This is a genomic window from Stackebrandtia sp. (genome assembly GCF_035643755.1).
Classification (GTDB): Bacteria; Actinomycetota; Actinomycetes; order Mycobacteriales; family Micromonosporaceae; genus Stackebrandtia.
On sequence record NZ_DASQPW010000017.1, the window covers coordinates 1 to 13109 of the forward strand.

The window sequence follows — 13109 nt, forward strand, 5'->3', positions numbered from 1 at the left end:
CGTGCGGCACCGGCCGGTGGACGGGCCGCCGTACGCCGCGGGAACCCGTGACAGGCAGGAGAAGAAGGAGCCCCCGAAGCAGTGGATCGTGGTGGGCGCGGTGATTCTCGGCATGACCGGGGCCGCGGGCGTGAAGGCCGCCGCCAAACGGGGAAAGAAGTGAGGGGGCCGGCTCGCGCCGACCCCCATTTAATCTACTTAGGACGCGTGCGCCCGCAGTGCGGTGATGAACCACTCCATCGCGGGTATCCCCGAGGGGCGCTGCGGCCAGCCGTTCAGGATGCCCAGCAGTCCCCAATAGCGCTCCACGCGGCGGTCGGTGTAGACCGCCAGCTGGTCGGCCAGCCGGGCACGGTCGTCGCGCGGCACCGTGCCGTCGATGACCTCGCCGACGATCTCGCCGGCGCGCTTCGACGCGGGGTCCAGGCCCTCCTGCAGCGCCGACTGCGCCGCCTCGGCCATGGCGGCCTGATCGAACTGACCGGTGTACAGGTCGCTCCTGGAGCTCGCCGTCGCCATCTCTCGGGTGCGGGCCCGAAACTCCTTGTCCCGCACCAGCTCGGCCAGCTCCACCCAGGCGTCCACCTGCTCGGGGGACGGATCGTCGGGCAAATCGGCGGGCAGTTTCCGCATGCCCTGCGCGATGCGGGCACCCGGGTCGTCGGCGGGGACACCGGCGAACGTCTCGTCCACGAACTCGTCGATCACCTGCTGCCGCTCGGCGGCGGAAAGTTTCGCCATTTCGTTCATAATTCTCATCTCCTCGGTCGAACTTCGGCGTCGAGCGACCGATCGCAGCACCGCCCGCCGCACCCGCAGGGTGCGGATCTCGGCGTCGAGGGCGCGGACATGCGCTGCGGCGACGTCGGCCATGGTGGCCTGTCGACGCAGCACCGACTTCACGGTCGCCAGGTCCATTCCCAACTCGCGCAGGGTGCGCACCAGGTCGAGCCGCGCCACCGCCTCGGCGTCGTAGAGCCGGTATCCCGTACCGGATCGCGATGTCTCGGGGGTGACGCCCTCGTCCGACCAGAAGCGAATCGTGCGCACCGGCAGGCCGGTGCGTCGGGACAATTCGCCGATGGTGAACAGGGCTTTTCGGTCGCTCACGCCGTCCACGATCAACCTTCCAGCCGATGGAGAGTCAACCCGAATTGGCGGTTCGGGTGAATTATTTCTGTGTCGCCCAACACAGGATGCGCCATCCGTAATCTCCCAAGCGTGGAAACCGTCTGGTAGTGGCCGGGGACTGTGGACGTATAGTCGCTGCGGTCGATATATGGTCACCAACTACGGTCACGGATTCACTGGACATTAGGTAAGGGAGGCACGGCCATGAGTTCTCTGGACGCCCAGGAAACCTCGGCGACGGTGCACCAGTGGCGCCATCTGGCCAACCGCCACCAGGTGGGCTGGGGCGAGACTCTGCTCATCGCGCTGAACATCCACGGGCTGCGCTCGCACGGCGACGCCGGCGACACCATCCGGCTCAAGGTGCGCCCGCCCGACACCGAGGTGTTCCAGGTCGTGGTGCCCGCGGGCCGCGACACCTCCCCCTTCACCGTCGACGACACCGAGTTGCGCGTGGACGGCACCCCCGTGGCCGAGGTGGTGGACGTGCGCGCCGACAACGCCGTCAGCGGCTACCTGCGCGCGGGCGGCCGCGCCGCCACCGTGCACCCCTACGCCGGCGGCGACGAGACCGGAACCGGGGCCCAGGAGGCGTACTCGCGGCTGCTGGCCGACCTGGCGATCTCGCTGCCGCCCGACATGACGTTGTCCGATGTGGAAGAGGTGACGGTCTCGGCGGGCCGGTACCCCAACGAGGACGAGGCCATCGCCGACCTCACCAACCTGCGCACCGCCATGTCGAGTCTGGACATGGACGCGCGCATCGGCGTGCTGTCGTCGGTGGTGCGCACCGAGGAGGCCATGAACCGGCTGGCCGACCAGGTCGCGCCGTTCACCCTCTTCCTCGACGCCGACTACCCGTCCCACGGCACCGCCGAGGCCGGGCCGCTGTCGCAGGTGCTGGCGGCGGCGCGCGGCCGCGGCCACGAGACGTCCTTCACGTACACCGTCGGCAACGACCCGCTGGACGTGATGCGCGAACAGCTGCTTCCCTTGGCGCAGTACACCACCGTGTGGCCGTCGCTCTACATTCTGCAGACGCCGACCTCCGACGAGGACGCCGCGCACATCGCCCAGCCCGCCGATCGCCTCGACTTCTTCCTGCAGGCCCGCACCATGCTGGAGCGGATCTTCGCGCCCACGTCGCTTGTCCCCCAACCCTGGCGCTGCTACCGCGGGCTCTGGTACCGCGAATACTCGGGCGAACCGCTGCCGGGGCCCTGGATCTAGCGCCCCGTCGACATCGGAACGTCGACCGCCGGCGACGGCGCGGCATCGTCGCGGTGCGCGTAGTCGTAGCCCACGGCCAGCAGCAGCGCGATCAGCGCCGCGGCCACGGCGAGGCGCCGGATGCGCCGCCGGGAGCGGGGCGACACGTACCACACGATGGCCGCCACCAGCATGCCCGCGCCGATCAGGACGTAGAACTTATCCATGCGCACGCTCGTTCTCTTGGGGGTGCCTCCATCTTGCAGCACGCGCGGGAAAATCGGCTGTCGCGGCCCCGGGATCGGTGTTAGCGTCCCGCCATGGAAATCACCCGTGTCGATCCGTCCGATGCCGCCGCTGTCGCCGCCTGGCACGCCGCCTGGTCCGCCGGGGCCAGCGCCGGCCGCGTGGACCCTCCGGTCTATCTGCTGTCCGAGGTGGAGGTTCAGCTGCGGGAGGACAACCCCGACCGCAGCTACGAGATCGAGGCGTACGCCGCGATCGACGGCGGCGTCGTGGTGGGCGGGGCGACCCTGGAGTACCCGTTGCGCGACAACCTGCGGCTCGCCGAGATCGAGGTCGACGTACCCGTGGAGCGGCGCGGGCGCGGCGTCGGCGGGGCCCTGTACGAGCACCTGCTGAAGCGCGTGGAATCCCTGGGCCGCGGCATCGTCGCCACCGCGATCCAGCAGCCGATCGGCGGCGACGAGGTGCCCGCGGTGGCCTTCGCCACCAAGCGCGGCTTCACCAAGCGCAACACCGAGATCCGCCGCGTCCTGCGGCTGCCCGTGGACACCGCGCGGCTCGACGCGCTGGCCGCCGAGGCCGCGCCCCACATGGACGGCTACCGCGTCGAGACCTGGACGGGCCCCTGCCCCGAGGCGTACGCCGAGCAGTACGCCCACCTGAAGTCGCTGCTGATGACCGACGCCCCCACGGGCGAGATGGACTACGAGCAGCAGGTGTGGGACGTGGCGCGGCTGCGCGCCGACGAGGACATCACCGCCAAGCAGGGCCGCACCGTCCTGACGGCCGTGGCCGTGGCGCCCGACGGTTCCCTGGCGGGCCACACCCAGATCGGCCTGCCCGGCGCGGGCGACGGTCAACGGTCCTTCCAGTGGGACACCCTGGTGCTGCGCAAGCACCGCGGGCACCGCCTCGGCCTGGCCCTCAAGGTCGCGAACCTGCGCGCCCTGATGGCCGAGCATCCCGAGCGCGACCGCAACGAGACCTGGAATGCCTCCCAGAACGCCCCGATGAACGCCGTCAACGACAAGCTGGGGTTCCAGTCGATCGAGGAATTCCAGGAATGGCAGCGTGACGCCGTCGCGGGCTGAGCCCGGCCGCGACCCGGCGTGAGCGCGCCCGCTCCGTCTCTTCGTCGGTGTGGCGTCTCACGCCCATTTAGGTTGTGCACAATCTAATTGGGCGCTATGTTTTTGGGGTGACCGAAAACCCGCTGATACTGCGCGACCAGGTGTGTTTCGCGCTGTACTCCGCACAGCACGCCGTCACCGGCCTGTACCGGCCCCTGCTCGACGAACTGGGGATCACCTACCCCCAGTTCCTGGTGCTGCTGGCGCTGTGGGAGGCCGACGGCCGCTCCGTCTCACAGATCGGCGCCGTGCTGCGCCTGGACTCCGGCACACTGTCCCCATTGATCAAACGCCTGGAACAGCAGGGCCTGGTCGAAAGGCGACGCGACGCCGCCGACGAACGCCGGGTCCGGGTCCACCTGACCCCGGACGGCCACCGGCTCCGGGAACAGGTGAGCGACGTCCCCCGACAGGTGGCCGTCGCCGCCGGGCTCACGCCCGAAAGCCTGTTCGCGCTGCGCGACACGCTCAACTCGATCACCGCATCCATCCACCACGACCAATCCAAGGACTGACTTCATGAAGACGCTCTACACAGCACACGCCACCGCCACCGGGGCGGGACGCAACGGCCATGTGTCCACGGACGACAAACGACTCGACTTCGACCTGGCGATGCCCACCGCCCTGGGCGGCGCCGGCGGCGCCACCAACCCCGAGCAGCTCTTCGCCGCCGGGTACGCCTCCTGCTTCCACAGCGCCCTGCAACACGTCGCCAGGCAGCACAAGGTGGACCTCGGTTCCTCGACCGTGGCCGCCAGCGTCGACCTCGGTTCCGACGGCGACGGTTTCGGTCTGGCGGTGGCGCTCACCGTCGTCGCGCCCGACCTCGACGCCGCCACCGCGCAGGACCTGGCGGACAAGGCCCACCAGACCTGCCCGTACAGCAAGGCCACCCGCGGCAACATCGACGTCACCGTCACGGTCGCCAAGGAGGTCGCGGCATGAGCTTCACCTCCCAGGAGATCCACCTGACCCGCCGCCCCGAGGGCTGGCCGGTGCCCGAGGACTTCGCCACGGTCACCGTCGAGATTCCCGACCCGGGTCCCGAGAAGATCGTGGTGCGCAACACCTTCCTGTCGGTCGACCCGTACATGCGGGGCAGGATGAACGACGTGCCGTCCTATGTGCCCCCATATCAGCTCGACGAGCCGATGGAGGGCGGCGCGATCGGCGTGGTGGAGGCCTCCGGCAGCGACAAGTTCGCGGTGGGCACCCACGTCCTGCACAACGACGGCTGGCGCGAATACTCCCTGGTGGACGCCGCGGCGGCGCGCGCCGTGGACCCGTCGGTCGTGCCGAGCACCTCGCTTTACCTTGGCGGCCTTGGCATGCCCGCTCTCACCGCGTACGTCGGGCTGCTCGACTACGCCTCGCTGAAGCCGGGCGACACCGTGTTCGTCTCGGGCGCGGCGGGGGCCGTCGGCCAGGCGGCGGGCCAGATCGCCCGCCTGAAGGGCGCGAAGAGGGTGATCGGCAGCGCGGGCTCGCAGGAGAAGATCGACTTCCTGGTCAACGATCTCGGCTACGACGCGGCGTTCAACTACCGCGACGGCTCGGTCAACCGCCAGCTGCGCCAGGCCGCGCCCGACGGCGTCGACGTCTACTTCGACAACGTGGGCGGCGACCACCTGGAGGCGGCGATCGGCGCGATGAATCTCCACGGCCGCATCACGATGTGCGGCGCGATCGCCCAGTACAACGCGACGGAGCCGCCCGCGGCGCCCCGCAATCTCGCGCTGTTCATCGGCAAGCGCCTCACCATGCGGGGAATGCTGGTGCTGGACGACTTTCAGCGGATGCCCGCGTTCGTCTCCGACGTCAGCGGCTGGCTGGCCTCGGGCGACTACGTGGCGCGCGAGACCGTGGTGGACGGCATCGACCACACGGTCGACGCGTTCCTGGGCATGCTGCGCGGCGAAAACGTCGGGAAAATGGTCGTCAAAGTCTTAGGTAATTGGTCCCCAAAGGCTACGGACTGTTGGCCTTTGGGGATTTTCTGTGACCCAATCCGTTGCGATATGTGCATGTGTTGATTACGATGAGTGGACGTTGCCAGTGACGCCCAACACAGGCCCTTCGTCTACAGAGGTCACGCGACTTGCCGAACTTGACATACACCGACGCGGCTCGAGACATCCTCCAAGCACTGGGGACTGGTGAAACCCTGTCCCGCAAGGAGATCCACGCTCGATCCGACCGCGAACCCGACCACCGAATCGATGCCAGGCTATCCGCCCACGGTCACGTACTGATCGAAAAGGTGGGGCGGGCGTACACGTACACCCTGACCCCCGACGGCATGAAGTACGTGCGCGAAGAGCTCGACGTCCCCGTCGAAGCCGCCGCCGAGATTCCCGATCGGCTGTCCAACGACGAGAGGATGGCGCTGTTCGCGCTGCTGTCGCCGTCCCTTCGGGTGGCGATCGCCGACGTCAGGCACCGCCTCGGCGTCGTCATCAGCGACAAGATTCGGGACTCGTTGGAGCGCAGGGGTTTGGCCGTCGTCGTCCGCGGTCGCCTCATCCGCCTCGAACTCACCGAAGAGGGCTGGCGGGTCGCCGAGGACGAGCTGTCCCGCCCCGGCAAGGCCGACGATCATCCCCTGCTGCGCTTGTTGCACCACCACTGGTCTCAGGTGCTGGGCACCTTGCGGGCCCGGGGCCTGGGCCTGGTCGACATGTTCGCCGAGGCCCACGGCCGGGCGGTGGAAACGGCGCCGAAGACCAAGCCGAAAACCGTTGGGGCCCGGGTCATCGACGCCTACGACGAGCTGGTGCTCACCCCAGGCGGTTGGGTCGGCCTCGCGCGGCTGCGCGACCATATGTCTGATGTGGATAAACCCGAGCTCGACGGGGTGCTGTCCGCGCTGTTTCGCGACGGTCGGATCAAGCTGATCGCGGAGGTCAACCAGAAGACGCTGACCGACCACGATCGGGCCGCGGCCCTGCGCGTCCTGGGAGATGACAAGCACCTGTACGCGGCGGGATGACAATGGACAATCGGGAACGGGAAGTGTTGGCGGCACTGCGCTTTGAGGCGGTACCCACCGAACGAACCGTGTGGAGCGAACAGCTGTCACACGTCAACGGCCTGAACCAACCCGTCTACGACCGCGTAAGACGCGAGATCAGCGCCCTTCGATCGGGGAGGGCCGATTCGCCCCCGGGGCTGGTCGTCCACGGCGAGCAGGGCTCGGGGAAGAGCCACCTGATGTGGTGGTCGCGGCAGCTCGTCTCGGGCATGGGCGGATACTTCTTCAACATTCAGCCCGACGGCAGGGTCGATACACTATGGACTCGTGTCGTCAACTCCATCGTGACGGACCTGCAGGAACCGCTGAGGACGGGGCGTCCCACGGCGCAGCCCGTCACCCAGTTGTCGCTGTTTCTCAAGCGCCTGTGCGCGAAGAAGCTCGACATGGACGAGCCCGCGGTCAAGGTGTTGTGCGGGGAGGCGAGGATCACCTCGGCCGAGGCTCTCGAGAAGCTGGCCGATTTCTCCGATCGTCTGCGTTCCGTGCACCCCAATCGCGACCTGCGCAACGCCGCACGCGCCCTGGTTCTCATCGCCATCCGCGACGACGACGCCAACATTGCGGGCACCACATACCTGCGCGGCAACGCCGACGAAGAGGACTCCAGGCGCCGTTGGGGACTGCTTCCCGTCGACCCCGGCGCGCCCGACATTCTGGTGCGTCACTTGTCGAGCGTCCTGGCGATGGCGGGCCCGTCCGTGTTCGTCGTCGATCAGATCGACAACATGGTGGTTCAATCGGGGCATTCGACCGAAGACGCGGGATCCGTCGACGGATCGGCCGATCTCGCAGCGGCGTTGATGACGATTCGCGAGAAGCTGAGCCGCAGCATCACCGTGATCTCCTGTCTGGATCACACGTGGGAGACGATCCGATCCCGAGCGACACGAACGGCATTGGACCGCTTTCACGACGAATACGAGCTAAGCCCGATTCGGGACCCGCGACTGGCTCGTCGTTTGATCGCGAAGTTCCTCAACGATCAGTATTACGACATGGGCTTCGTCCCTCCCCATGCCACGTGGCCCATACCCGACACCGCGTTTGACGAGGTAGCGGGAATCCTTCCGCGCCAACTCATCCAACACGTGGGTAGCCATGTTCGCGCATGCCTCGATGCCGACGCATTGGTGCCGTTGAAGGGGTTCGGCGAACACGACCCCGAGCCCGTTGTCGACGAGGAGACGGCGCGCGTCCAGGAGCGCTACCTCGATCATCTTCGCGAGGTCCCCTTGGACAGTCTCAAGGAGACCAAGGCCGAAAGGGAACTGGGGCGAACCCTCACCGCCGCGGCCACGGCGCTCGCGGTGGAGCTGGGATGCGAGGACCGCGTCACGATCCAAGAGGTCGGTAAGGGCGCCGAATCCGCGTCCACCCACTGCAACATCACCACCCCCGATGGGACCACGATCTTCCTGCGCGGGGTCAACACCACGCGTGCCTCCGCCGTGGGTTCCCGCCTCGACAACGCTCGGGAGGTGGCGTTCGCGGAGCCACAGCCGTCGCACCTGCTGATCGTCAACACCAACCCCTGGAAGCTGACGCCGCGAGTGGAGCGCGCGATGGATGATGTGAAGGGAGCGGGCGGCACAATAATCCATATTGGAGACGAAGAGCTGCGGACCTTGAAGGCCGTGCAGCTGACCACCACGGGAAGTTCCGATGAGGTGCTGCGATGGCAGCGGCATTACCGACTCATGAGCTCCACACAGCTGGGTTCGGCCCTGCTGCCGCTGTTGAGCCTGGATACCGATGAGCCCGCGGAACCCGCTGTCGGCCCCGAACCATCCCCGACCACCGAGCCCTCGATCGTCGACAACGCGATCCCCCTGGGCGAGGACGACTCCGACAAGGTCATCAACCTCGACCTCGAGGCCCTGCGCAAGCACATCGCCGTGTTCGCCAGCTCGGGATCGGGCAAGACCGTCCTGCTGCGCCGCGTCATCGAGGAATGCGCGCTGCGCGGCGTCAGCACCATCGTCCTGGACCCGAACAACGACCTCGCGCGCCTCGGCGACCCGTGGCCTTGCGCGCCCACCGGCTGGTGGCCCGGCGACGCCGAACGCGCCACCGACTACCTGGACGGCACCGACGTCGTGGTGTGGACCCCTGGCGTCACGCGCGGCAACCCCCTGACACTGCAACCGTTTCCCGACTTCACCGCCGTCGCCGACGACCCCGACGAGCTGCGGCTCGCCGTCGACATCGCCGTGGCGGCACTGGCGCCGCGCGCCCGCATCGACGGCGAGAACCACCAGTCGGACGGCCGTCGCGCCGTCCTGCGCGAGACCATGATGCGGTTCGCGCGACGAGGCGGAGGGGACCTCGCCGCGCTGATCGACATGCTGCTCGCCCCGCCCGACGAGGTGCTGGACCTGCCGTCCGCCGCCAAGCACGCATCCTATGTGGCCTCGGCGCTTTCCTATGCGCGATCGAACGACCCGCTGTTCGACGGCGAGGGAACCCCCTTCGACCCCGACCGACTCCTCACCCCCGCCAACGGTTTTCGTGCCCGCGTGTCGGTGATCAACCTCGCCGGCGTCCCCGACGACAACCGCCCCGCGTTCATCAACCGACTCCAGATGGCGCTGTTCTCGTGGATCAAGCGCCACCCCGCCAGGGACAAGCCGCTCAGCGGACTGTTCATCATGGACGAAGCCCAGACGTTCATCCCCTCGGGCAGGTCGACCCCGTGCACCGAAAGCACCCGCAACCTCGCCTCGCAGGCCCGCAAGTACGGTCTCGGGTTGCTGTACGCCACCCAGGCGCCGCGCGGGATCGACAGTCGCATAACGGGAAACGCCGCCAGCCACATCTACGGTCGCGTCACGGTTCCCGCCCACGTCGGCGCCGTCAACGCGATGGCCCGCGCCCGCGGCGAGGAGCCCCCGCGGATCACGGGGCTGACCGCGGGCCACTTCTTCGCCTCGCTGGAGGGCCGCCCGCTGGCGGCGATGACGGTCCCGATGTGCCTGAGCCACCACGGATCGCCGTTGGAGGAAGCCGAGATCATCCAGCGCGCCCGCGATCGGAGGTGACGTCGCGATGGACGGCGTCATCGAGCAGCTGATGAGCGAGTTCTGTGCCGAGCGGGATCTGGCCAGACTGCCCGAGTCCGAACGGTTCGAGATCTTCGCGCTCCACTGTGTTCTCAACGAGCACGCCGTCGCGCCGTTCGACGCCGCCGAGTTTCGCATCGGGGGTGGCGCCGACGGCGGCTTCGACGGCTATGCCGTGGTGCTGGGCGAACAGCTGTACCGCGACCCGAAGGAGTTGGGCGCCGCCATCTCCGCCGCCAGCGACGTCACGCCGACGATCGTCATCGTCCAGGCGAAGACGTCGACGAGCATGAGTCGGTCGGTGATCGCGGACCTGCGGGTGCAGGTGGAGCAGATCCTGCACACCGAAGACGTCGTCGGCAACTCCTCCGACGCGTTGCCGCTGCGGGAATGCCTGTGGGTCATGAAGCGGAATCTGCCGCGGCTCAGCGCTCGGGGCGTGCGGGTGGTGATCGCCTACGTCACCACCGCGCCGCGGGCCAACGCCGAGCTGCTGCGCAACGCGGAACAGGCATCCCGCGCCCTGGCCGACATCGGGATCGTCAAGGACGTGTCCTTCCAGTGCGTCGGGCGCGAGGCGCTGGCGAGGCTGTACGACAGGGCACAGTGGTCAAAGACGTCGCCGCTGGAGTTTTCGAGCTTCTACTCGATGCCCACCGATTCCGGTGTCACACGGGGGCGTCAGGGGCTGGTGCCCGCCAGAGCCCTGGTGAGGGCGCTGTCCGACGACGGGGATGTGTTGATCCCCGCGCTGTTCAGCGAGAACCTTCGCGAGTACCGCAAGGGTGCCGAGGTCAACGAGGAGATCCGGGCGACCCTGCGCGACGATCGCAAGCGCCAGCTGTTCGCCACGCTCAACAATGGAGTGACCATTGTGTCCCGAACGCTGCGCGTGTGGCCCGATGCCACGGTGATGATGCGCGACTTTCAGGTCGTCAACGGCGCCCAGACCTGCCACGTGCTGGCCGAGGAGCGGCAGCTGTTGGACGACGTCTGGGTGAAGGTCCAGGTCCTGGAGTGCGATGACGACGACATCATCAACGAGATCGTCATGGCGACGAATCGACAAACCGCGATCCCTCGGACATACCTCGTCAACCGGCGCTCGCTGTTTCGCAGGCTCGAGGTCCACTATCGACGCCAACGGGCCCTGGGCCGTCCGTTGCTGTTCGGGCGACGGCCCGCCAAGGGCGGCAACGATCTGCGCAGCGGCGTCATCAGCCTGAGCCGCCAGTTGCTCGCCCACGTCGCGATGTTCGGCCCCCTGCCCCCGTCCCGCGGGCACCGCGACCTCGATGGCCAGATCGACAAGCTCTTCGCCAACGCCGCCGTGGAGTCGTTCTACACCGCGGCGGCGGCGCTGTACCGCTGGAACTGGCTGGTCGCGTCCAAACGCATCGCCGCCAAGTACGGTCCGCTTGGCTACCAGGCGATCGCCGCGCTCGGCGTCCTGCACGGCCTGCGGCCGTTGGACGTCTCCGAGCGGAAGCAGGTGGGGCGCCTGTCCCCCGTCGACGAGGTGATCTGGCACGACGGCCGCTGGGAGCGCCTGGCCATCGACATTCAGTCCATACTGGATGACGCCCTGGACGGCCTTTCGTCGCCCGACCCGCGCGCGGCCGCGACGTCCGTCGGATTCGGCAGGTCGGTCGTCGCGCTGGCGGCCCGGCGCCCCCGTCGCTGACGGATCTGTCGTTTTACCCCCTCCCACCACCGTCTTTGCCCTTACCATGCCTACTGTGTACCTGTGGGGAGGGGCGACCACCACCGAGTCGTTCTGGGTGCGCGGCAGGGTCGACGGCCGCCGCGCCCGCCTCGCCGTGGCGCCCGACCCCGGCCTCGCCGACCCCGTCTACTTCGGCCCCGCCAACGCCACCGACGACAAGGTGGTGTCGCTGCGCGCCCGCCGGCTCGAGCCCGCCACCACCTACCACTACGCGTTCGAGGTCGACGGGAAACTGAACCGCGAGGTCACGGGCCGCATCCGCACGCTGCCGCCCCTTGACGCGCCCGCCGACTTCACCGTGGCGGCGTTCAGCTGCGCGGGCCTCTACCCGCACTCGCCCGGCATCGGCGACGTCCTCGCCCCGCAGCGCCTCAGCAACACCGCGACCTTCCGCACGGTCGTCGACCACCACGACCCGATCCAGGTGGTACGCCTCGGCGACGACGACTACTACGACCTGGGCTCGGGTCGCCACAAGATCAAGGGCGGCGCCTGCGTCGCCAACTTCCGCCGCGCCATCGACGACCAGCTGGCCCAACCGAATCAGGCGTACCTCAACCGCATGTGCGCCGTCCAAAAGGAACGCGACGACCACGACGGCGGCCCCAACAACCACGACCGCGCGGGCGACTCCATCGAGGCGTTCCTTCAGGTCTATCGCGAACGCGTCCCCCACTACGAGCTCACGGTGCCCCGCAACAACTTCCAGTCCTGGCGCATCGGGCCCGCCCAGTTCGTCCTGTGGGATTCCCGCTCCGACCGCGACCCCAACGAGTTCGGCGACATCGGCACCAAGAGCATGCTCGGCCCCAACCAGCGCTTCGCCTTCGCGCAGGTCCTGGCCCGCTCCAGCGCCGACATCCTCGTCATCTACTCCCCCTCGGCCTGGTATTCGGGCAGCGAGGACAGCTGGGCGCGCTTCGGCGCCGAACAACAGTGGGTCCTCGACCGCCTCGACGCCCACGGCTGGACCGACCGCGTGTTCATCGTCCAGGGCGACATCCACGCCCTCGGCCTCGACACGGGAACCCACACCCCGGGCGGAATCCCCGTCCTCCAAGCCTCCGCAATGGACTCGTGGTCGGGCAAGCCCGGTTCCCGTTGGGACACGGGCCCCTCCGAGCCCGGCGGCGACCAGTACGGCACCATCCACATCGCCGACGCCGACGGCGACCTCCAGGTCACGATGTCGGCCTGGCGCCAGACCGACCGCCGCCGCACCCACACCTTCACCGTCCCCGCCAAACCCCGCACCCTCTCCGCCGACATCACCCTGCTCGACATCCACGAGGCCGTCCACGAACTCACCGCCCGCGTCGAAAGCACCGAGCGCCGCCAGGAAACCGTCCGCGACCGCCTCGAGTCCCGCCTGCTGACCCGCGAACTCCTGTTGCGCTACATCACCATCGGCGTCGCCGCGATCGCGATCGTGGCGCTCGTCCTCGCCCTCGTCACCTGACCGCCCACGGGTTCGCCCGCACCCCACGGCCTTCCGACCACCAGGCCCGATCCCCACGCGCCCGCTCCACCCCGAGCACGTCAACATCGAGGGAGCTTTCGGCTGCCCTCCA

General features: G+C 68.4%; 11 protein-coding genes. 9 read left to right on the forward strand and 2 right to left on the reverse strand.

Going from position 1 to position 13109, the window contains the following annotated elements; translation table 11 throughout:
- Nucleotides 1-198: 198 nt before the first annotated feature.
- Nucleotides 199-1110, reverse strand: coding sequence for a helix-turn-helix domain-containing protein (locus VE172_RS01110; RefSeq protein WP_324795930.1), 912 nt, complete (start codon nt 1108-1110; stop codon nt 199-201).
- Nucleotides 1111-1335: 225 nt separating this feature from the next.
- Between VE172_RS01110 and VE172_RS01115 the strand changes: the two genes are divergently transcribed.
- Entirely contained in the window at nt 1336-2361 is a 1026-nt protein-coding gene (locus VE172_RS01115) for a hypothetical protein (RefSeq protein WP_324795932.1), read from the forward strand.
- Here the strand turns inward: VE172_RS01115 and VE172_RS01120 are convergent.
- Entirely contained in the window at nt 2358-2567 is a 210-nt protein-coding gene (locus VE172_RS01120; protein WP_324795935.1) for a hypothetical protein, read from the reverse strand. The genes VE172_RS01115 and VE172_RS01120 overlap by 4 nt on opposite strands.
- 93 nt (nt 2568-2660) lie before the next feature.
- Between VE172_RS01120 and VE172_RS01125 the strand changes: the two genes are divergently transcribed.
- The 8 genes from VE172_RS01125 (at nt 2661) to VE172_RS01160 (ending at nt 12997) form a co-directional block, all read left to right on the forward strand.
- Nucleotides 2661-3677, forward strand: a complete 1017-nt coding sequence (locus tag VE172_RS01125; RefSeq protein ID WP_324795938.1) for a GNAT family N-acetyltransferase — start codon at nt 2661-2663, stop codon at nt 3675-3677.
- A gap of 107 nt (nt 3678-3784) precedes the next feature.
- Nucleotides 3785-4231 (forward strand): MarR family winged helix-turn-helix transcriptional regulator, encoded by a 447-nt coding sequence (locus VE172_RS01130; RefSeq protein WP_324795940.1) that lies wholly within the window; start codon nt 3785-3787, stop codon nt 4229-4231.
- A 4-nt stretch (nt 4232-4235) separates the two neighbouring features.
- Nucleotides 4236-4664: an organic hydroperoxide resistance protein gene (locus tag VE172_RS01135; protein ID WP_324795943.1), complete on the forward strand. Its 429-nt coding sequence runs from the start codon at nt 4236-4238 to the stop codon at nt 4662-4664.
- Nucleotides 4661-5752, forward strand: coding sequence for an NADP-dependent oxidoreductase (locus VE172_RS01140; protein ID WP_324795946.1), 1092 nt, complete (start codon nt 4661-4663; stop codon nt 5750-5752). The genes VE172_RS01135 and VE172_RS01140 overlap by 4 nt, the downstream gene beginning before the upstream one ends.
- A gap of 65 nt (nt 5753-5817) precedes the next feature.
- The gene (locus VE172_RS01145; RefSeq protein ID WP_324795949.1) at nt 5818-6708 is read left to right on the forward strand and encodes a hypothetical protein; all 891 of its coding nucleotides are present in this window, start codon (nt 5818-5820) and stop codon (nt 6706-6708) included.
- A gap of 2 nt (nt 6709-6710) precedes the next feature.
- On the forward strand, nt 6711-9791 hold the full coding sequence (locus VE172_RS01150) for a helicase HerA domain-containing protein (RefSeq protein WP_324795952.1): 3081 nt from the start codon (nt 6711-6713) through the stop codon (nt 9789-9791).
- A gap of 7 nt (nt 9792-9798) precedes the next feature.
- Nucleotides 9799-11496, forward strand: coding sequence for an AIPR family protein (locus VE172_RS01155; RefSeq protein WP_324795955.1), 1698 nt, complete (start codon nt 9799-9801; stop codon nt 11494-11496).
- Nucleotides 11497-11551: 55 nt separating this feature from the next.
- Nucleotides 11552-12997, forward strand: coding sequence for an alkaline phosphatase D family protein (locus tag VE172_RS01160; RefSeq protein WP_324795957.1), 1446 nt, complete (start codon nt 11552-11554; stop codon nt 12995-12997).
- Nucleotides 12998-13109: the final 112 nt, after the last annotated feature.

Excerpts from the sequence above, each read along its gene's own strand:
- VE172_RS01125 (WP_324795938.1), top strand. The coding sequence starts at position 2,661 with ATGGAAATCACCCGTGTCGATCCGTCCGATGCCGCCGCTGTCGCCGCC.
- VE172_RS01115 (WP_324795932.1), top strand. The coding sequence starts at position 1,336 with ATGAGTTCTCTGGACGCCCAGGAAACCTCGGCGACGGTGCACCAGTGG.
- VE172_RS01135 (WP_324795943.1), top strand. The coding sequence starts at position 4,236 with ATGAAGACGCTCTACACAGCACACGCCACCGCCACCGGGGCGGGACGC.
- VE172_RS01140 (WP_324795946.1), top strand. The coding sequence starts at position 4,661 with ATGAGCTTCACCTCCCAGGAGATCCACCTGACCCGCCGCCCCGAGGGC.
- VE172_RS01155 (WP_324795955.1), top strand. The coding sequence starts at position 9,799 with ATGGACGGCGTCATCGAGCAGCTGATGAGCGAGTTCTGTGCCGAGCGG.
- VE172_RS01150 (WP_324795952.1), top strand. The coding sequence starts at position 6,711 with ATGGACAATCGGGAACGGGAAGTGTTGGCGGCACTGCGCTTTGAGGCG.
- VE172_RS01120 (WP_324795935.1), bottom strand. The coding sequence starts at position 2,567 with ATGGATAAGTTCTACGTCCTGATCGGCGCGGGCATGCTGGTGGCGGCC.